Source organism: Novosphingobium sp. 1529 (genome assembly GCF_040544855.1).
Taxonomy (GTDB): domain Bacteria; phylum Pseudomonadota; class Alphaproteobacteria; order Sphingomonadales; family Sphingomonadaceae; genus Novosphingobium; species Novosphingobium capsulatum.
In genome coordinates this window covers 383,846-402,623 of record NZ_JBEPKW010000002.1, presented here as the reverse complement: position 1 = coordinate 402,623, position 18,778 = coordinate 383,846, and the positions used below count along the sequence as shown (strand labels likewise).

General features: G+C 65.3%; 18 protein-coding genes and 1 tRNA gene. 7 read left to right on the top strand and 12 right to left on the bottom strand.

The annotated features are described in order from the left end of the window. Window positions 1-50: 50 nt before the first annotated feature. The 4 genes from ABIC78_RS07150 to hflX all read left to right on the top strand — a co-directional run bounded on the left by ABIC78_RS07150 (window position 51) and on the right by hflX (window position 5,902). A complete protein-coding gene (locus ABIC78_RS07150) occupies window positions 51-2,318 on the top strand; it encodes a sensor histidine kinase (RefSeq protein ID WP_354488551.1) in 2,268 nt (755 codons plus the stop codon). Between the two features lie 56 nt (window positions 2,319-2,374). Continuing rightward, a complete protein-coding gene (gene ntrX, locus ABIC78_RS07145) occupies window positions 2,375-3,760 on the top strand; it encodes a nitrogen assimilation response regulator NtrX (RefSeq protein ID WP_022678473.1) in 1,386 nt (461 codons plus the stop codon). 217 nt (window positions 3,761-3,977) lie between these two features. Beyond that, entirely contained in the window at window positions 3,978-4,568 is a 591-nt protein-coding gene (hfq, locus tag ABIC78_RS07140) for an RNA chaperone Hfq (protein WP_022678471.1), read from the top strand. After that, entirely contained in the window at window positions 4,565-5,902 is a 1,338-nt protein-coding gene (gene hflX, locus ABIC78_RS07135; protein ID WP_354488835.1) for a GTPase HflX, read from the top strand. The genes hfq and hflX overlap by 4 nt, the downstream gene beginning before the upstream one ends. On the opposite strand, the gene mazG is transcribed toward hflX, so the two are convergent. Continuing rightward, complete coding sequence (mazG, locus tag ABIC78_RS07130) at window positions 5,864-6,682, bottom strand: nucleoside triphosphate pyrophosphohydrolase (protein WP_354488548.1); 819 nt, start codon at window positions 6,680-6,682, stop codon at window positions 5,864-5,866. The two genes, hflX and mazG, sit on opposite strands and share 39 nt — an antisense overlap. A 143-nt stretch (window positions 6,683-6,825) precedes the next feature. Here mazG and ABIC78_RS07125 point away from each other — a divergent pair, with 143 nt between their 5' ends. Beyond that, window positions 6,826-7,272, top strand: coding sequence for a hypothetical protein (locus tag ABIC78_RS07125; RefSeq protein WP_171798460.1), 447 nt, complete (start codon window positions 6,826-6,828; stop codon window positions 7,270-7,272). Window positions 7,273-7,274: 2 nt separating this feature from the next. Continuing rightward, the gene (locus ABIC78_RS07120) at window positions 7,275-7,595 is read left to right on the top strand and encodes a transcriptional regulator (protein WP_107716185.1); all 321 of its coding nucleotides are present in this window, start codon (window positions 7,275-7,277) and stop codon (window positions 7,593-7,595) included. Between the two features lie 77 nt (window positions 7,596-7,672). Here the strand turns inward: ABIC78_RS07120 and ABIC78_RS07115 are convergent, their stop codons facing one another. The 9 genes from ABIC78_RS07115 to ABIC78_RS07075 are packed head-to-tail and all read right to left on the bottom strand — an operon-like array spanning window position 7,673 to window position 15,885. Further along, entirely contained in the window at window positions 7,673-7,849 is a 177-nt protein-coding gene (locus ABIC78_RS07115) for a hypothetical protein (protein WP_354488545.1), read from the bottom strand. 21 nt (window positions 7,850-7,870) lie between these two features. Beyond that, a complete protein-coding gene (locus ABIC78_RS07110) occupies window positions 7,871-8,638 on the bottom strand; it encodes an MBL fold metallo-hydrolase (protein ID WP_022678465.1) in 768 nt (255 codons plus the stop codon). Then, entirely contained in the window at window positions 8,635-9,420 is a 786-nt protein-coding gene (locus tag ABIC78_RS07105; RefSeq protein WP_354488543.1) for a TatD family hydrolase, read from the bottom strand. The genes ABIC78_RS07110 and ABIC78_RS07105 overlap by 4 nt, the downstream gene beginning before the upstream one ends. Further along, entirely contained in the window at window positions 9,420-10,988 is a 1,569-nt protein-coding gene (gene metG, locus ABIC78_RS07100; RefSeq protein WP_354488541.1) for a methionine--tRNA ligase, read from the bottom strand. The genes ABIC78_RS07105 and metG overlap by 1 nt, the downstream gene beginning before the upstream one ends. A 17-nt stretch (window positions 10,989-11,005) precedes the next feature. Next, window positions 11,006-11,971 (bottom strand): DNA polymerase III delta subunit-related protein, encoded by a 966-nt coding sequence (locus ABIC78_RS07095; RefSeq protein WP_354488539.1) that lies wholly within the window; start codon window positions 11,969-11,971, stop codon window positions 11,006-11,008. Further along, window positions 11,965-12,615: a dTMP kinase gene (gene tmk / locus ABIC78_RS07090; protein WP_022678461.1), complete on the bottom strand. Its 651-nt coding sequence runs from the start codon at window positions 12,613-12,615 to the stop codon at window positions 11,965-11,967. The genes ABIC78_RS07095 and tmk overlap by 7 nt, the downstream gene beginning before the upstream one ends. Next, window positions 12,612-13,796 (bottom strand): D-alanyl-D-alanine carboxypeptidase family protein, encoded by a 1,185-nt coding sequence (locus tag ABIC78_RS07085; protein WP_354488537.1) that lies wholly within the window; start codon window positions 13,794-13,796, stop codon window positions 12,612-12,614. Before ABIC78_RS07085 ends, tmk begins: the two co-directional genes overlap by 4 nt. A 39-nt stretch (window positions 13,797-13,835) precedes the next feature. After that, entirely contained in the window at window positions 13,836-14,885 is a 1,050-nt protein-coding gene (locus tag ABIC78_RS07080; RefSeq protein ID WP_354488535.1) for an SPOR domain-containing protein, read from the bottom strand. Further along, the gene (locus tag ABIC78_RS07075) at window positions 14,869-15,885 is read right to left on the bottom strand and encodes a lytic murein transglycosylase (RefSeq protein WP_354488533.1); all 1,017 of its coding nucleotides are present in this window, start codon (window positions 15,883-15,885) and stop codon (window positions 14,869-14,871) included. Before ABIC78_RS07075 ends, ABIC78_RS07080 begins: the two co-directional genes overlap by 17 nt. A gap of 253 nt (window positions 15,886-16,138) precedes the next feature. On the opposite strand from ABIC78_RS07075, the gene ABIC78_RS07070 reads away from it, so the two are divergent. Continuing rightward, window positions 16,139-16,226, top strand: a tRNA-Ser gene (locus tag ABIC78_RS07070). A 16-nt stretch (window positions 16,227-16,242) separates the two neighbouring features. On the opposite strand, the gene ABIC78_RS07065 is transcribed toward ABIC78_RS07070, so the two are convergent. Beyond that, window positions 16,243-17,289: a Rieske 2Fe-2S domain-containing protein gene (locus tag ABIC78_RS07065; protein ID WP_354488532.1), complete on the bottom strand. Its 1,047-nt coding sequence runs from the start codon at window positions 17,287-17,289 to the stop codon at window positions 16,243-16,245. Between the two features lie 106 nt (window positions 17,290-17,395). After that, the gene (locus ABIC78_RS07060; RefSeq protein ID WP_354488530.1) at window positions 17,396-18,778 is read right to left on the bottom strand and encodes a uracil-xanthine permease family protein; all 1,383 of its coding nucleotides are present in this window, start codon (window positions 18,776-18,778) and stop codon (window positions 17,396-17,398) included.

Sequence of the window (18,778 nt, the reverse complement as noted above, 5' to 3'; positions counted from 1 at the left end):
TCATAAAAGCACTTGCATTTTTGCAACAGCAGCGTTGTAAAGGCGCCACGATGGTCGCAAATGCAACACGTTCGGGCAAACGACTGCCGCGCTGGTGGCGACGGCTGCTGGTGTCGCTGCGCCGCGCCAACGTGTTCCTCCTGCTGGAAATGACTGCCGGAACCGCGCTGATCACGATGCTGATGGTCTCATGGCAGACGGTCAGCGCCAACAGCGCCGCCAATCAACTGTTGCCGGCACGGCTCACCTCGGTCCTGCTCATCGGCTCGCTGGTGCCGGCCATGGCGCTTATCGTGCTGGCGGGCCGCCGCTTGGCCCTGGCGCGGGCCGCGCGCAGCGGCCTTGGCACCAGCGGGCGGCTGCACGTGCGCCTGGTCTGGCTGTTTTCGCTGATCGCGGCGATCCCCACGCTGCTGGTCGTGATCTTTGCCTCGCTGCTGTTCCAATCTGGCGTGGAATTCTGGTTTTCCAGCGATTCCCGCGGCATGCTGGAAAATGCCAACAGCCTTGCCCGCGGCTATTATGCCGACAAGCTGCGCGATGTCGGCCGCGAAAGCGTGGCCATGGCCGGCGACGTGCGCGGTTATTTCGACCAGGCCCCGATCACCAGCCAGGACTTTCTCGCCGGCTATTCCTGGCAGGTCTACAGCCGCAAGATGGACGAGAGCGCGATCATCGAGCGCGGCCGCGATGGCACCCTGCGTACCGCTGCAATCGTTGATCCCAATGCGAAGGACAACCGCGAGCGCGTTACGCCCGATGAACTGCGCAAGCTCGATGCCGGGGAGCAGGTCGTCGTCAACGCCTCAGCCGAGCGGATCGAGGCGGTCACCCCAATCGATCACCAGCGCGGCATCTATCTGTATGTGGCACGCAACTCCGACAAGCTGGCGCTGAGCCAGTTCGAGCGCGCCAACAGTGTGCTGTCCGCCTATGACATGCTCAGCCGCAGTGCGCGCGCGATCCAGTTGCGTTTCAATGTCGCGCTGTTCGTGATCAGCCTGGCGCTGGTAATGCTGGCGGTGTGGGTAGCGTTGCGCTTTGCCGATCGCCAGGTTGCCCCGCTGGCCGAACTGGTCAAGGCCGCGCGCAGCGTGGGCAGCGGCAATTTTGCCATGCGCGTGGCACCGGTCAAGAACATCGACGAGGTCGGCATGCTGACCCGCGCTTTCAACCGCATGACGGCGCAACTGGAAGGGCAGACCCAGGCGCTGGTCAATGCCAATGCCCAGCTCGACGTGCGGCGCGTGTTCATCGAAACCGTGCTGGAATCGATCACGGCCGGGATCGTTTCGGTTGGGCCGGATGGCACCATCCAGCTGATGAACTCTTCGGCGCAGAAGCTCCTGCTCGAAGATCCCCGCGTCTCGGCCGATGGCCGCACGCTGACCGAAATCGCGCCACAGATCGCGCAGCTTGTTGCCAACGGCGAAAGCAGCGGCATCGTACAATATGCCCGCCAGGGTGAACTGCTCACCCTCGCGGTCAAGGCGCGGGCCGATCGCCACGGCCACGTGATAACCTTCGAGGACATCACCCGCCAGCTGATCACCCAGCGCCGCGCGGCCTGGTCCGACGTGGCGCGCCGCATCGCACACGAGATCAAGAACCCGCTGACGCCGATCCAGCTGGCGACCGAGCGCCTCAAGCGCCGCTATCGCCGGCAGATCGTGACCGATCCCGAACTGTTCGAGGAACTGACTGCCACGATCATCCGCCAGGTGGGCGACCTGCGCAAGATGGTGGACGAGTTCTCCTCGTTCGCGCGCCTGCCCAAGCCGGTGTTCCGCAGCGAGGATGCCAGCGATCTGGTGCGCCAGGCGCTGTTCCTTCAGGAAGTGGCGCATGGCGAGGTCAGCTTCAGCTTTACCAGCGATGCGCCGGCCGTGCCGTTCCAGTGCGATCGTCACCAGTTCGGCCAGGTGATGACCAACGTGCTCAAGAACGCGGTAGAGGCGGTCGAGCAGCAGCGCGCAAAGGTGTCTGACCTTGATTACCGCGGCCGCATCGCGGTGCAGCTTCATGCCGATGATGCGGCCGTCGTGGTCACCGTGATCGACAATGGCGTTGGCCTGCCGGTCGAGCGCGAGCGCATTCTCGAACCCTACGTCACCACGCGTGAAAAGGGCACCGGGCTGGGCCTGGCAATCGTCAACAAGATTGTCGAGGAGCATGGCGGCGACATGGCCTTTGCCAACGAGCCGGAAGGCGGCACGCGCGTGACCATGCGCTTTGCCCGCGATCCCCTGGCCCAGGCCGGGGGCGTGGCCCCTGCCAATGCACCGCCCGTCGATACGGTGGCTGCCGCGCCGCATTGATCCTTTCTGGACCGCACGATTCCATCAGGCTTTTTCCACAGGACTCAGAAATTCCCATGGCTCTCGATATCCTGATCGTCGACGATGAACGTGACATCCGCGAACTCGTGGCGGGCGTGCTCAGCGACGAAGGCTATGGCTGCCGCCTTGCCGGTGACAGCACCTCGGCCCTGGCCGCGGTGGACGAACGCCGCCCCAGCCTGGTCCTGCTCGACGTGTGGCTCCACGGCAGCCCGATGGACGGGCTTGAAGTGCTGGACGAGATCAAGAAGCGCGAGCCGGAACTGCCGGTGATCATCTTTTCCGGCCACGGCAATATCGATACCGCCGTTTCGGCCATCAGCCGCGGCGCGATGGATTTTCTCGAAAAGCCGTTCGAGGCCGAACGCCTGCTGCTGCTGGTGGAACGTGCCACCGAAACCGAACGCTTGCGCCGGGAAAATCAGCGCCTGCGCCAGGGCTTCGTCGCCTCGGAAGAGTTCACCGGCAATTCGGCGGCGATCAACCAGGTGCGTGCCACGCTCAAGCGGGTGGCCAACACCGGCAGCCGCTTGCTGATCACCGGCCCGGCCGGATCGGGCAAGGAAGTGGCCGCGCGCCTGCTCCACAGCTGGAGCCCGCGCGCGCAGAACGCCTTTATTACCGTCAATTCCGCGCGCATCACGCCCGAACGCTTTGAACAGGAACTGTTCGGCGAAGAGGCGGATGGCAAGCTGGTGCGCGCCGGCCTGCTGGAAATGGCCGATGGCGGCACGCTCTTCCTCGATGAAGTGGCCGACATGCCGGCCTCGAGCCAGGCGCGTATCCTGCGCGTCTTGACCGAGCAGGCATTCGTGCGCGTGGGTGGCCATCGCCAGATCCGCGTGGACGTGCGGGTCGTTTCCTCTTCCTCGCGCCCGCTCGAAAAGGAAATCGCCGAGCGGCGTTTCCGCGAAGACCTGTTCTACCGCCTCAACGTGGTTCCAGTCGCGATCCCGCCGCTGACCGATCGGCGCGACGACATCCCCTCGCTGGTCGATCATTTCTTCACCCGCTATGCCAGCGAGCAGGGCGTCTCGCCGCCGGGCATCACGCCCGAGGCCATGGCCGCGTTGCAAAGCTATGACTGGCCGGGGAATGTGCGCCAGCTGCGCAACGTGGTGGAGCGCACGATCATCCTCACCCCGCGCGAGCGCCTGGCCCGGATCGAGGCCGACATGCTGCCCGCCGAAATCGTTTCCACCCGGCTTGGCGCCGATACCGGCACCTCGGCGTTGATGGGCGTGCCGCTGCGCGAGGCGCGCGAGAATTTCGAGCGCGAGTACCTCAAGGTCCAGATCCGGCGCTTTTCGGGCAACATCTCAAAGACCGCCAGCTTCATCGGGATGGAACGCTCTGCCCTGCATCGCAAGCTCAAGCTGTTGGGCATGGCGGAGCGGCGCGAGGACGAGGAAGACGACTGACCGTCTGGCGGGCGTTCCACCAGGCTTTTACGCACAAGCGAACGTTTGCGACAAAAACCCGGTTTACGCAGCCGCAAAGCGGCCATAAGACAAGGTTCGAAGCCGGCCCATGGCCATTGCCGTGTCATCTTGCACCGCAATGATCGTGAGCCAGATCGCGAAGCCCCGGAATAGCGCCGAAAGGACCGGGGCCCGCCAATAGAACGGAGTCACAAGAATGACCGGAAAGACCCTGTCTGCGCGTCCCCGCGCCAAGTCCGAAGCCGCAGCCCCTGCCGAGGCCGCTGCGCCTGCGACTACGCCCGCACCTGTCGCCAGCGGCGGCGCCGTGAAGGGCCAGAACCTTCAGGACGTGTTCCTCAACCATCTGCGCAAGAACAAGATTCCCGTCACCATGTTTCTGGTGAAGGGCGTCAAGCTGCAGGGCATCGTCACCTGGTTTGACAATTTCTCGATCCTGCTGCGCCGCGACGGTCAGTCGCAGCTGGTCTACAAGCACGCGATCTCCACGATCATGCCGGGCCAGCAGCTTTCGGTTGCCCACTTCCAGAGCGGCAACGACGAAAACGGCAAGAAGCGCCTGTTGCAGGAAGTGTTCCTGTCGAGCGTGCGCGATGCCGGCGTGCAGGTTACCATGTTCCTCGTCAACGGCGTCATGCTGCAGGGCAAGGTCGCGGCCTACGACCTTTTTTGCATGCTGCTGGAACGCGAAGGCTATGTGCAGCTCGCCTATAAGCATGCCGTCTCGACGATTCAGCCGGCCGGCCATGTCGATCTGACGGGTGACTGGGAAGGCGAAGCGAACTGAGCACTTTCGAATTTGGACGCAATGCGGGTGACATCGAAGGCGAAGTCACCCGTGGCGCGCGCGCCATTGTTGTTCTGCCCGATGTTCGCCAGCGCGGCGGCTTGGGCGAGGATGCCGAAGCGCGCCTGGAAGAAGGGCAGGGCCTGGCCCGCGCCATCGGCATCGAAGTGGTCGACGCGTTCATCGTGCCGATCCGCGCGGTGCGCCCCGGCACGCTGTTTGGGGAAGGGCAGGTCGAACGCCTGGCTGTGAGCGCCACGCAGAACGAGGCCGAACTGGTCATCATTGATGGGGCGCTGTCGGCGATCCAGCAGCGCAACCTGGAAGACAAGCTCAAGCGCAAGGTGATCGACCGCACCGGGTTGATCCTTGAAATCTTTGGCGAACGCGCCGCCACCGCCGAAGGGCGGCTGCAGGTGGAACTCGCCCATCTCGATTACCAGGCTGGTCGCCTGGTGCGCTCTTGGACCCACCTCGAACGCCAGCGCGGCGGCTTTGGCTTCCTGGGTGGCCCTGGTGAAACCCAGATTGAGGCGGACCGGCGGATGATCCGCAACCGCATGGGCCGCTTGCGCCGCGAACTGGAACAGGTGCGCCGCACCCGTGGCCTGCACCGCGAACGGCGCCAGCGCGCGCCATGGCCGGTGATTGCCTTGGTTGGCTATACCAACGCCGGAAAATCCACGCTGTTCAACCGTCTGACCGGCGCCGCGGTGATGGCCGAAGACCTGCTGTTCGCCACGCTCGATCCCACCATGCGCGCCATCCGCATGCCGGGGGTTGAAAAGGCGATCCTGTCAGACACGGTCGGCTTCATTTCCGATCTGCCCACGCAGCTCGTTGCGGCGTTCCGCGCCACGCTGGAGGAAGTGACGGCGGCCGATGTGATCGTGCACGTGCGCGATATCGCCAACCCGGCGGCGGCCCAGCAAAAGGCTGAAGTGGAAGAAATCCTTACGGACCTGGGCGTGATCGGGGAGGGTGGCAGCGAGATCCCGATCGTCGAGGCCTGGAACAAGTGGGATCTGCTCGCCGAAGACGAACGCGCCATGCGCGAGGCAATGATCGCCCATGGCGTGCCCGAGCAGAAGGTCGTGCCGATCTCCGCGATGACGGGGGAGGGCACCGATACCCTGCTCAGTGTCTTGAGCGACATGCTGACCGGGAATGCGCAAGTGCTGGAACTCACTGTGCCCGTCAGCGATGGCCAGCGCCTCGCCTGGCTGCACGCCCATGGTGAAGTGCTGCGCGAAGAGCCCAACGAAGACCAGACGGCACTGCGCCTCAGCGTGCGGTTAAGCCTCGCTGATATCGGCCGCTTCACCACGCTCTGACACTTTCACCGCCTGCCACAGTGCTTCCTGGGCATCGAGGTCCAGCGTGGCAAAGCGTCCTTGCGCCAATGCCTCCATCGCGCGGAAACGCCGCTCGAACTTGGCATTGGCGTGGCGCAGCGCGTCTTCGGGGGCAATGCCATAGGCGCGCACGGCGTTGACCGCGGCAAACAGCAGGTCGCCGGCTTCATCCAGCTGTTCCGCTGTGGTTTGCGCCGCGGCCAGCTCGTCGAGTTCCTCGATCACCTTGGCGGTGGGGCCGGCCGTATCGGGCCAGTCGAACCCCACGCGCGCGGCGCGCTTCTGCAGCTTTTCCGCACGCATCAGTGCGGGCAGGGCGAGGGCTACGCCATCCATCGCACTCTGCGCGCCCTTGGCGGCGCGTTCGGCAGCCTTGCGGTTTTCCCAGCGTTCCTCGCGCGATTGGCCGTGATCATCCTCGCCGCCAAAGATGTGCGGATGGCGATCCTCCATCTTGTCGGCGATCGCGGCGGCAACATCGTCAAAGGCGAAATAGCCAGCCTCCTGCGCCATGCGGCTGTGAAAGACCACCTGAAGCAGCAGATCGCCCAGTTCCTCGCGCAGGGCAGCGATGTCATCCCGCGCGATGGCATCGGCCACCTCATAGGCTTCCTCGATCGTGTAGGGCGCGATCGAGGCGAAATCCTGCGCCAGATCCCATTCGCAGCCGCCGTGCGGATCACGCAGGCGGGCCATGATCGCCAAAAGGCGGATCAGCGAGGGAGACGATACGGCGGGAGCGGAAACGGAGTCAGACATGAGGCTGTTTCTAGGCGGCAAACACGCAAATGGCACCCCTCTAGCAACCCAACATGATCACTTTCCACTTTGGAAAATTATCGCTTTCCGAATCGGAAAGTCTGCACTATTGCTTTCCAACATGGAAAGTGAGGAATGACATCATGAGCGCAATTGGAAAAGATGAAGCCCGCGCCGCCTTGGGTGCCGTCGTTGGCGCCCAGCGCGAGCTGGCCACGCTCGCCTGTCCGCCGTGGCGCCACGCGGCTTTCGCCTTGTGCGAAGCGGTGCTGGTGGCAACGCCAGCGGTGGCGTTTGGCTGGCGCATCGCGCTGTTCGTGCTGGTTATGGCCGGGATCATCGCCTGCGTGATGTCCGACCGCCGCCGGCTTGGCGTGTTCATCAATGGCTATCGCCGTGGGCGCACGCGGCGCGTGGCGCTGCTGCTGGTGGTCGGTATTGCTGCGCTCTACATCGCCAGTGTCTGGGCCAGCTTTGATGCGGGCATGCCGCTGCTCAGCTTGGCGCTGGCCGTCATCACCTTTGGTATCAGCTATTGGGGCAGCGTGACGTGGCAGCGCGTGTTCGTGCGCGAAATGCAAGAGGCGTGAGCATGGCCACCGAGGCTGAAACCACGGCTGATCTCGATGGGCTGGAACCTTTGCTCCAGGCGCCCGCGCGGCTGCAAGTCATGGCGGTGTTGAGCCACGTGCAGGATGCCGAATTTGCCCGGCTGCGCGAGATTACCAAGTGCAGCGATTCCGTGCTGTCCAAGCATCTGTCGGCCTTGGCTGACGCAGACCTGATCGCACTGCGCAAGGCGCCGGTCGATGGGCGGCAGCGCACCTGGGCGCGGATCACCGCAACCGGGCGCACGCGCTTTGGCAAACACGTCGCCGCGCTCAAGCAGATCCTGGCGGGCGCGGCGGTGTGATCGGCACCGTCCTTCACGCGCGATCCGCTGTATGGATAAGATGTATTATGTAAAATGCACTTGGCTTGAAGCCCGGATCAGCGGGCTTTGAGCCAGGTATATACCAAGGCCGTCAGTACGATGATAACGCCCCAGATCAGCGCCATCTGGAGCCGTGCCGGCCATTGCACGCGGCGCATCGCGCTGTTGCGGGATACCAGGACCAGCGCCATGATCAGGCCGATCAAGGCAACGATGCGATCGGGCGTGATCATGGCGCTATCCTTTCAGTGCGCTCACAGGCTGATTTCCAGGCCATCATAGCCTGGCTGGACGTTGTCGGGCGTTTCGCCGCACAACGTGCGATAATCCATCGACTTGTCGAGATGCGTCAGAACCGCCTGGCCTGCCCGGCAGGTGTCGACCAGTTCCAGCGCCATCGCCAGATGGGCATGCGTGGGATGTGGCTGCCGCCGCAAGGCATCGACTACCAGCACGTCAACCCGATAGAACAGGTTGATCATCTCATCATTTATTTCAGAAAAATCCGTCGCATAGCCAATGGACTTGCCATTCTGGTCGAACCGGAAAGCGGTTGATTGCGCCGGGCCATGGGCCATCTGGCAATGGCTGATGGCAATGCCAGCGACCATGCGCACGCGATCGAGGTTATCGAGGTTGCAGATCGTGTGATAGCCGTGCTGCCCAGCAAAGACATAGCCAAAGCGTTGGCGCAGCCGGCGCACGGTCTCATCGGCGGCATAGCCCGGGATCGGTGCGCCGCGGCCCATGCGCAGCGGGCGCAGATCATCAATGCCATGGGTGTGATCGGCATGGTCGTGCGTCCACACCACGCCATCGATCCTGTCGATTTCGGTGGCGAGCAACTGGTGGCGCAGATCGGTGGGCGTATCGACGAGGATGCGTGCGCCATCGGCGCCTTCCACCACGATCGCCACGCGGGTGCGGCGGTTGCGCGGTTCGGCCGGATCGCATTCGCCCCAGTCGTTGCCGATGCGCGGCACCCCGGTCGAGGTGCCCGATCCCAGCATGACCAGCTTCATGCCGTGGTCCTTTCCGCCTTGCTGAACAGGCGGAAGAAGTTGTCGGTGGTCACCGCGCCAAGTTGCTCGATCGTGACGCCACGCAGCGCGGCGACGAACGCGGCGGTATCGGCCACGAACGCCGGTTCGCACTTCTTGCCGCGATGGGGGATCGGCGCGAGGAACGGCGCATCGGTCTCCACCAGCAGGCGGTCTTCGGGAATATCGGCAACAAAGCCTTGCAAGTCCTTGGCGTTCTTAAACGTGACAATGCCCGAAATCGAGATCGTCAAGCCCAGGTCGAGCACCGCGCGGCCAAAGCCGGCGCTGGCGGTGAAGCAATGGATCAACGCCGGGAAGGCGCCCTTCCCCATTTCTTCGGTCAGGATGCGCAGCGTATCGTCCTCGGCATCGCGGGTATGGATTATCAGCGGCAGGCCGGTGTCTCGCGCCACCCCAATGTGCATGCGGAACAAGTCCTGCTGCACCTGGCGGTCGGAATGATCGTAAAAGTAATCGAGCCCGGTTTCACCGATGCCGATCACGCGCGGGTCTGCCGTGGCCGCTGCCAGCACCGCAGCGCCGAGATCAGCGTGGCTATCCGCCTCGTGCGGGTGGATGCCCACGCTTGCCCACACGTCAGGCTCACGATGGGCCACGGCCACGACTTCTTCCCACTCCCGCTGCCGTGTCGAGATGTTGAGGAAGCCGCGCACACCGCGCGCGCGGGCGGCCGCTAGTGCCTCGGCCTGGCGATCAACCAGGCCTTCGTAAATGAGGTGGCAATGGGAATCGATCAGCATCAGGCGCTCGCGCTTTCCTCGGCCGGCAGCTCGAGCCGCGGGAACGCGCCGACCGGCTGTGCCAGCGCTTCACCGGTGGCCACGCGCTCCATGTACCAGCTGGCATGGTGCAAGGCGCCATAGCCGCGCTCGCCGGCCGGAATGCCCAGCTGGCCAAGCACTTTGCCCGCAGCCGTCGGCACGATCGGGGCGATGGCAATGGTCAGGTCGCGAATGGCCATGAACAGGGTAAGCAGCACGGCGCGCATTCGTTCCGGGTCGGTCTTGCGCAGCGTCCACGGTGCCTGCTCGTCGATATAGGCGTTGCAGGCAAAGACCGCGCGCATCCACGCATCGATCCCGGCCGAGAAGTTGAGCGCGGCAAATTCGCGCGGCAGATCTTCGGCAGCGGCAGCGTGGACCGTGGCGAGCAGGACATCGTCGGCCTCCGTGCTCGAAAACGTGTCGAGCTTGCCGTCCATGTTCTTGAAGATCATGGAAAGAACCCGCTGCACCAGGTTGCCATAGCTGTTGGCCAGCTCGGCATTGCAGCGCGTCACGATCGCTTCGGCCGACCACGAGCCGTCCTGGCCGAACGCCACCTCGCGCATGAAGAAATAGCGCACAGCGTCGACGCCAAAGCGTTCGGCCAGCGCGATCGGGTCGGTCACGTTGCCGAGTGACTTGGATTCCTTCTGCCCCCGGTTGAGCAGGAAGCCATGGCCGAACACCTGGTGCGGCACCGGCAGGTTGGCGCTCATCAGGAACGCGGGCCAGTAGATCGTGTGGAACCGCACGATATCCTTGCCGATGAGGTGCAGGTTTGCCGGCCAATACTTTGCAAAGGCGTCGGTTTCTTCCGGCCAGCCGAGGCCGGTAAGATAGTTGGTCAGCGCATCGACCCACACGTACATCACGTGGTTGTCGCTGCCCGGAACCTTGACCCCCCAGTCAAAGCTGGTGCGCGAGACCGAAAGGTCGCGCAGTCCCTGCGAGACAAACGCGATCATCTCGTTGCGGCGCGCCTCGGGCCGGATGAAATCGGGATTGTCGGTATAGAGCGCGAGCAGCTTGTCCTGATACTTCGACAGGCGGAAGAACCAGCTTTCCTCCACGGTCCATTCCACCGGGGTGCCCTGGGGCGAGAGCTTGCTGCCCCCTTCCCCTTCGACCAGTTCGCTTTCGTCGTAATAGGCCTCGTCGCGCACCGAGTACCAACCTTCGTAGCGATCGAGATAGAGATCGCCGTTGGCTTCCATGCGCTTCCAGATTTCCTGGCTGGCGGTGTGGTGGCGTGGCTCGGTGGTGCGCAGGAATACGTCATAATTGACGTTCAATGCGGCGCACATATCAATGAAATGCTGCGACATCTGATCGCTCAGCTGCGCCGGCGTCAGATCCAGGTCGCGCGCCTTCTGCGCCATTTTCAGGCCGTGCTCGTCCGTGCCGGTCTGCAGGCGCACGTCGCGGCCCATCGCCTTGTGGAACCGCGCGATCACATCGGCGGCGATCGCTTCATAGGCGTGGCCGATATGCGGCTTGCCGTTGGGATAGGAAATGGCGGTGGTGATGTAATAGGGTTCGCCCATGGCGACAGTCGCTTCCTTCAGCGGGATGTTGCCCCCGCTCTAGTGCGCGCAGCGCGCGCCAGCAACCCGCCGATTTCCATAACCAGCAATGCCGGATCAAAGTTGTGCGTTGGCACCTCGCGTGCCAGGTCGACGAGATGCTGGTGCGCCGCGATGATTGCCAGACGGTTGTCGGCGCCGGCCTGCGTCACTTCTTCGGCCAGAACGGTGCGCGCCGCCTCGATCGTCGCCAACAATCGCTCGCGATCGGGCCGTGCGCCCAAGGCGCTGCCCAGTTCGCCGCGCAGGCCAAGGTCGGGATCTCCGGTGCGCAGTATCTCGCGCAACAGCGCCAGGGGGCGCCCAAGATCTTGCGTTGCAAAGGTCAGCGCAGCCCCGGGCGAGCCATGCGCCACGGCAACGGCGGCAGCGCGCGTTTCGCCATCGAGTTCGGGCGCGGATAATGAAACGGCTTCGTTCATTTCCTTGAGATCGAGTGGGCGAAAGCGCAGCACCTGGCAGCGCGAACGGACCGTGGGCAGCAGACGGCCAAGCTGATGCACCACGAGCAGAAAGAACGTGCCCTGGGGCGGCTCTTCCAGCCCCTTGAGCAGCGCGTTGACCGCGCCTTTTTCCAGATGATCGGCCGCGTCCACGATCACCGCGCGGCGCGCGCCCAGTGTCGGCCGGGTGTGCAGGCGATGGAGCATCGTACGGATTTGATCGACGTTGATATTGCGCTTGCGGGCATAGGGACGCCCGTCGTCACGCTTCTTCGCTTCATCATCGTTGGCGGGGAGCGGCTCGAGCACCAGGATATCGGGGTGATGCAACGCCGGTGGCTGCGGCACGCCCGGCTCGGCCACCAGCTTGGCTGCAGCTTCGAGCGCAAAGCTGGCCTTGCCCAGCCCTTCACGACCAGCCAGCAGCCAGCCGTGGTGCATGCGCTGCCCGGCCATGGCTGCGTTCCAGGTTTCCCAGGGGTGTTCGTGGCCGATCAGCATGCTGGCGGCATCCATGGCGCCAGCGCGTCAAGAATGCGCGCGCCGACTGCTTCGGGGGTGCCTAGCGCGGAAACGCGGGCAAAGCGCCCTGGCTCGGCAGCGGCGAAGCCATCGAATGCGGCGGCAACGCGCGCATGATAGGCGGCATCGCGCCCGCCGATCCGGTCTGCCTGGCCCTGGTCACGCAGTGCGCAGCGGGCGGCGGCCTCTTCGGCGGGTAGTTCCAACAGGATCGTGCAATCGGGCAGCAGCGCTTCGCTGCCAATGGCGTGCAGTGCCATGACATCGGCATCGGACAGCCCGTTGCCGCCGCCCTGATAGGCGCGGCTGCTATCGATGAAGCGGTCGCAGATCACCCAGTCGCCGCGCGCCAACGCCGGGCGGATCAACCGCTCGACATGGTCGGCCCGCGCGGCCGCAAACAGCAGTGCTTCGGCCCGTGCGCCCCAGCCTTCGCCCTGCGTGCTCAACAGCAGGTCGCGGATAGCCTCGGCCCCACGTGTCCCGCCCGGTTCGCGGGTAAGCACCGCGCCGATCCCGCGCGCGGCCAGGGCCTGGACCAGAAGGCGCGCCTGGGTCGATTTGCCGGCGCCCTCGCCGCCCTCGAACACCACGAAACGGCCGGTGGGACCAGTGCCGCTCATTGCCCGGCCATCGCGGCAAAGCCGTTGCGCAGGCGATCGAACAGCCCACCCTTGGCCACCGCCTCTGCCGCCGCCAAGGGCAGGCGTGCGTCGGGCTGGCCGGGCGCGTGAACCACCAGCGTGGCCACTTCCTGGCCCTTGGCGATCGGCGCGCGCAGCGGCCCCTTGTAGCGGATAGACAGCGTGGGCCGCACCGTCTGGCCGTGGCCGACGAGCATCGCCAGTTGGCGCGGCGCCACCAGGCCGACGCTGGCTACCGTGCCGCCCTGCACCCGCGCGCTGCCAACATGGTCACCAGCAGCGAACAGCGGCTTTTCATCGAACGCGGCAAAGCCCCATTCGATCAGCGCCGCGCCATCGCGGGCGCGGTCCTGCGGCCGGTCATAGCCGCCCACCACCATCATCAGGCGGCGGCCGTTGCGCTGCGCCGAACCGACTAGGCCATAGCCGGCCTCGTTGGTAAAACCGGTCTTCACCCCATCTGCGCCGGTCACCACGCCATAGAGCGGGTTGTGGTTGCGCTGCTCGATCCCATTCCAGATCATCGTTTCGTGGCCATAGAACCGGCGATAGAAATCGGGGTGGCGGGTGATCAGCGCGGTGCTCAGCGTGGCAAGGTCTGCCGCCGAAACATAGGTGCGGCCTTCGTCCATCCAGCCATTGGGCGTGTTGTAGTGGGTGTCACGCATGCCCAGCGTGCGGGCCTGCGCATTCATGAGCGCGGTAAAGCCGGGCACGTTGCCCGCAACGCCCTCTGCCAGCACGACGCAGGCATCGTTGGCCGAGACGGTGACGATGCCTTCCAGCAGATCGGCCACGCGGGTCTGGCTGTTGTTTTCCAGGAACATCGTGCTGCCCACGCCATGCCACTGGCGGAACGTTTCAGGCCGCATGGCAAAGCTCGCATCGAGCTTGAGCTTGCCCTGCGCGGCCAGTTCGAACGCGACATAGCTGGTCATGATCTTGGTAAGCGAAGCCGGCACGAAACGGCGGTGCGACTGCCGCTCGAACAGCACCCGCCCGGAATTGACGTCAATCAGCAGAGCGATTGGCGCCACCACCTCGGGCGGATGGGCTGGATCGGCCGACACCTGCACGTGCGGAGACTTCATGCCCTGGGCAGGCACGGCAACGGTGGCCACAGCGGCCAGGGCAACGGCAACGGAAAGCAGACGGCGCAAGCAAAACCCCGAATTCACGATGGGACCAGCCCGCCTGCCTTATGGCGCGCGCTGGATCTGGGCATCGGCATAGCCCGCCCGCTTCGCCTTGCCCAGAGCCGCCTTGGCCTCGTCTTGTGAGCCGGCCGCAATGCGCACGCGGAAGAACTTGCCGGCCGGTGCCACCGTGCCCCCCACTTCGCGCGCGGCCTTCTCGGCGTTGGCGCGCGTGGAGAAAGCGCCGACCTGCACGACATAGGCCGTCGAATGGGCTGATGCGGTGGCCTGATGCTCGGCCTTGGGCGCCGGCTTTGGCTCTGCCTTTGCCGGCGCCTTGGGTGCGGGCCGGGGCGCGGCAGCGGCCTTTGGCGCCGGTGCCTGCGCAGCGGGCTTGGCCGCCGGCATGGGTGCGAGCGGTGCAGGCGGACGCGGCGCGGGCATCGGCGTGGTGTTGCGCACGACCGGCTTGGGCGCCGGGGCTGGCGGCGTTGGTGTCGGCACGGGCGCTGGCGGCTGCTTGCCAGCGAGGGCGGCGGCGAGCAGTTCGGGCTTGGGCTCAGCGGGCGGGAGAATGCCCAGCTTGCGCTTGAGCGCGGTGAGCAGGCCGGGCGGCGTATCCATGCGCGCGGGCGCCTGTTGCCCGGTGCGGAGCAGCGCGCGTTCGCCCTCCGGCGGGTTGACGCGGCGCACGCGCACCGGCGAATGCGGGCCGCTCAGGCCAAGCTGGGCGATCGCGCCGGGCGAAAGCGCCACCAGCCCATCGCCCTCCATCGGCCCGCGTCGTTCCAGCCGCACCAGGATCGTGCGCCCGGTATCGAGCGAGGTCACTTCGACATAGCTCGGCAAAGGCAGCGTGCGATGCGCGCCGCTGATCCCGCCGCCGCCTTCGGCATCGGGCACGGCATAGCCTACCGCATCATAGTTCATCGTATCGGCGGGGGTATAGGTCACCCCGCCAACCGCGAACGGAGCGCCCAGCACCATGGGGTAATCGGCGGCCGGGCCGCTGACCGCTTGGGCCAGGGCCATCTGCGCTGTGCCGCAGCCCAGCATCAGGGGAATGGCCAGGGCGGCGGCGGTCAGGCGAAGGCGATCAGCGGCTGATTTCATCGGCGAGCAATCCCACGGACAGGGCGTAAAAGTTCGAGCAGTTGTAATCGAGGATGACCCGATAATTTCCGGTTAGCAAATAGGCGGTGCGCCCTGGTCCGTCCGGCTCGAAAAACGTGGCGAGCGTATCGTCGCCCGCAGGCCAGACGCCGGCCTGGGGCATGATGCCCATCGCCCGCCATTCGCGCAGGGTGCGCCAGCGGCTGTGCCGGGCAAACACCAGCGGGCAGCGCGGGCTGGCCAGCGCGGTGCCCAGGCGGCTGCGGTCGAGCCCGGCCGGCGCCGTCACGGCAAAGCCCCAGGGTTCGCCCGGGCGCCAGCCGGCATCGCGGAAATAGTTGGCGATCGAGGCGATGGTGTCGGCCCGGCTCGCCCAGATATCAGGAAGGCCGTCGCCATCGGCATCCTGTGCCACGCGCAGATAGACGCTGGGCAGGAACTGCGGATTGCCAAAGGCGCCGGCCCAGCTGCCGACCAGCTTTTGCCGGGGCACGCCGCGATCGATCATCTTGAGCACCGCGACGAACTCATCAGCGAAAAGATCGCGCCGGCGTCCTTCAAAGGCGAGCGAGGCGAGCGAGCGCGGCAGATCGAAATCGCCGGTGTAGCTGCCAAAATTGCTCTCATGCCCCCAGATCGCCAGGATCACCGGGCCGGGCACGCCATAGCGGCGGCTGACGGTCTCGATCTGCTGCATCGATTCGGCATAGATGCGCCGCCCCTTGGCAATGCGCACCGAATCCACATGGCGCCGGCGATAGGGCTCGAAAGAGGGCGTGCCTCCGCCCGACTGCGCGCCGCCGGGCTGGCTGCGATCGAATGCGATCACGCGCGGGTTGAACGTGAGCCCAGGCAGCACGCTGGCAATCGTCTGCTCGCGCACACCGGCGCCGCGTGCCTTGGCAGCCAGGAGTTGCAGATAGCCCTGAAAGCCGGCCTCTTCACTGTCTTGCGCCACGGCCGGCCCAGCCAGCGCCGCCAGTGCCAAAGCCCCGCCCATCGCCAGGCGGCGCCAGGCCCTGCGGCCCCACGCGGCGGCCGGCATCGGGCGCGAAGAATTAACGGTTGAAACGAAAGGGATCGGTTGGGCCATCATTGCAGGCTGTCTTGCATGCCTTGCCCGACAATGGAACACCCCCGCGCCAGGGTGAGGCACCAAGCCTGCCGAAAATCGCCCTATTTGCGCATTTTGCGGGGATGGCCGTGCAAAACCTCTTTGCGCATCGCATGACAACCGCTATCGGCGGCGCGCCGGAAGGGTGGCAGAGTGGTCGATTGCAGCGGTCTTGAAAACCGCCGATGTGCAAGCATCCGTGGGTTCGAATCCCACCCCTTCCGCCAACCCTGCCCTGTCGGATCAGCCACCACGCAGGCCGAGGTCGCGCAACGCGCGGCGGTAGAACATCGAACTCATGTCAGCGGTCAGGTGCGCTTCGGCGCTGGGATCGAGCGGCAGTTGCGCGGGCCATTGCGCCTCTACCATGGCGCGGTCTTCCTCGAACACCTGGCGGTTGAAGTCATAGACGCCCTGCACCGGCTGATCGGTATCGAAATTGCGGGCAATCGGCACGAACAGGCGGGTTTCGGTGGCTGAAACCGGCGATGCCGCATTGAGGATCACCAGGCGATCATCGCCGGGGAAATGCACTTCGAGCGTGGCCGTGAACGGGACATGGCAGCGGAAGTGGCGCAGCCAGCGAAAGCCCGGCGGCGCCTTGTCCACGCCTTTCGGGTAGTTGGCAACGTTGCTCCAGTATTCCGCCTCGAAACCCTGCGCCGTGCGGCGCGGCCGATAATCGGGCACCTGGGCATTATCGGGATCGGCAAAGCTTTCGCTGTGGATGAAGGCAAAATGCGCGACGTCGAGAAAGCCTTCCATCTGCCGTCCGGCCGAGCCGCGGATATCGATCCACGGGCAAACGATTTGCTGAAAGCCTGCTTCTTCCCAATGTGGCATGGCAATGATCGCGTCTGCGTCTGGTGCGCCCGCTGCAGGATCGAGGCAGGTCCAGATCAGGCCATAACGCTCCACCGCCGGGTAGGTGTGAAGGTGGAACTGCGTTGGGATCGACCGTCGCGGTTGCGCCGGAATATGCACGCAGCGCCCGCCGGAGCCAAAGGTGAGGCCGTGATAGGGACATTCGACCCCGCGCCCGTTGCCCCGCCCCATGCTGAGCGGAACGCCGCGATGGGGGCAACGGTCAGGCGCGATGACCAGTGCGTCCTGGGCGCGATAGAGCACCAAAGGCTGATCGAGCAGCCGCGCCTTGATCGGTGCCTCGCCTACCTCGCGCGCCAGGGCAACGGGATACCAATGGCGCGACAGGATCGCCCAATCCCGCGGCGTAAAGGTGCAACCATGTGGGAGGAGCGGTTCGAAAGATACGAGCGGGGCCGTGGCCATGGGCAGCATTACCTTATCGTTTCAACGCGATGGCGCCATGATGGCGGCGGGGCGGTGTTCGATCAAACGCAATGATTCTCACACTCTGTTGCAAAAATGTGCGCGGTTAAATCTCTTTGGGCAGCACCAGGTTGAGCACCAGCGCAATCACGGCCACCGGCATGACACCCGATGACAGCAAGATTCGCGCGGTTTCGGGCAGGTGGCCTAGTGCCTCAGGCTCAAGCTGGAGCCCAAGCGCGACCGAGAGCGCGGTGCCGGCCACCAGCATGTTGCGCTGGTTCCATGCGACGCTGGAGAGCATCGCGAGCGCGGAGGACGCGACCATGCCGAACATCACGATCACCCCGCCGCCCAGCACTTCGATCGGGACAGTGGTGATCACCGCGCCGATCTTGGGCAGCAGGCCGCACAGGATCAGAAACAACGCGCCCAGTGTCACCACGAAGCGGCTCATCAGGCCCGACATGGCGATCAGGCCCACGTTCTGGCTGAACGTGGTATTGGGCATGGCGCCAAACAGGGCCGACAAAGCGGTGCCCACGCCATCGGCGGCCACCGCGCCCATCACTTCCTGATCGGTGGCGCGCCGCCCTGCCCCGTTTTCGCAGATCGCCTCGACATCGCCGATTGATTCGATCGACGAGACGAAGCCGATCAGGCAGAAACCCAGGATCGCCGAGGGCGACAGTTCCCAGCCAAAGGCCAGGAAACGAGGCAGCATCAGCCAGTGCGCCTGCGCCACGGGGGCAAAGTCCACGCGGCCCATAGCCAGCGCTACGCCATAGCCAGCGAGCAGGCCAAGCAGCACGGCAGCGGTCGAAAACACGCCGCGCCCGAAGAACTTGAGGCCGAGCGTCGCAAATACGACAACGCCCGCCAGCAGCCAGCTCGACGCCGCGCCATAGGCGGGAAGCCCGCGCAGCGTTACCCCGCCAGCGGCATATTCGACGCCAACCCGCACCAAAGACAGCCCGATCATCAGCACGACCAGCCCGGTGACGAGCGGCGGCAGGGCAAAGCGGATCGGCCCGACCAGGCGGCTGAGCCCGGCATGGAGCAGACCGGCCAGGAACGCCGCAGTGGTCAGCGCGGCCATGCCCTCCACGCCCTTGCCGGCAACGATCGGGATCATCACCGAGATGAACGCGAAGCTGGTGCCCTGCACCAGCGGCAGGCGCGCGCCGATCGGCCCCAGCCCCACGGTCTGCAACAGCGTGGCGACCCCGGCAAAGAGCATGGCCGCCTGGATCATGTAGATCAGCGCCGAAGGATCGGACGAGCCAAAGCCGAACCCGGCCGCGCCGGCCACGATGATCGGCGGGGTGATGTTGGAAACGAACATCGCCAGCACGTGCTGCACGCCCAGTGCCAAGGCCATGGGCAGCGGCGGCACATAGGCCGGGTCGCGGCGTTGCGCGTCGGTCGGCCCGAATAGGGGCACGGCGCTTTCGGGTATCGCTGCTGTTGCCATGGCTGCCTCCGTCAT

Coding starts and splice junctions, on each gene's coding strand:
- ABIC78_RS07110 (WP_022678465.1), bottom strand. CDS start 8,638: ATGAAGCTGGTCATGCTGGGATCGGGCACCTCGACCGGGGTGCCGCGC.
- metG (WP_354488541.1), bottom strand. CDS start 10,988: ATGGGCGAACCCTATTACATCACCACCGCCATTTCCTATCCCAACGGC.
- ABIC78_RS07150 (WP_354488551.1), top strand. CDS start 51: ATGGTCGCAAATGCAACACGTTCGGGCAAACGACTGCCGCGCTGGTGG.
- ABIC78_RS07115 (WP_354488545.1), bottom strand. CDS start 7,849: ATGATCACGCCCGATCGCATCGTTGCCTTGATCGGCCTGATCATGGCG.
- mazG (WP_354488548.1), bottom strand. CDS start 6,682: ATGTCTGACTCCGTTTCCGCTCCCGCCGTATCGTCTCCCTCGCTGATC.
- ABIC78_RS07065 (WP_354488532.1), bottom strand. CDS start 17,289: ATGGCCACGGCCCCGCTCGTATCTTTCGAACCGCTCCTCCCACATGGT.
- ABIC78_RS07095 (WP_354488539.1), bottom strand. CDS start 11,971: ATGCTGATCGGCCACGAACACCCCTGGGAAACCTGGAACGCAGCCATG.
- ABIC78_RS07105 (WP_354488543.1), bottom strand. CDS start 9,420: ATGCTGATCGATTCCCATTGCCACCTCATTTACGAAGGCCTGGTTGAT.
- ABIC78_RS07120 (WP_107716185.1), top strand. CDS start 7,275: ATGGCCACCGAGGCTGAAACCACGGCTGATCTCGATGGGCTGGAACCT.
- ABIC78_RS07075 (WP_354488533.1), bottom strand. CDS start 15,885: ATGGGCGGGGCTTTGGCACTGGCGGCGCTGGCTGGGCCGGCCGTGGCG.
- hfq (WP_022678471.1), top strand. CDS start 3,978: ATGACCGGAAAGACCCTGTCTGCGCGTCCCCGCGCCAAGTCCGAAGCC.
- ABIC78_RS07080 (WP_354488535.1), bottom strand. CDS start 14,885: ATGAAATCAGCCGCTGATCGCCTTCGCCTGACCGCCGCCGCCCTGGCC.
- tmk (WP_022678461.1), bottom strand. CDS start 12,615: ATGAGCGGCACTGGTCCCACCGGCCGTTTCGTGGTGTTCGAGGGCGGC.
- ABIC78_RS07060 (WP_354488530.1), bottom strand. CDS start 18,778: ATGACGGAGGCAGCCATGGCAACAGCAGCGATACCCGAAAGCGCCGTG.
- ntrX (WP_022678473.1), top strand. CDS start 2,375: ATGGCTCTCGATATCCTGATCGTCGACGATGAACGTGACATCCGCGAA.
- ABIC78_RS07125 (WP_171798460.1), top strand. CDS start 6,826: ATGAGCGCAATTGGAAAAGATGAAGCCCGCGCCGCCTTGGGTGCCGTC.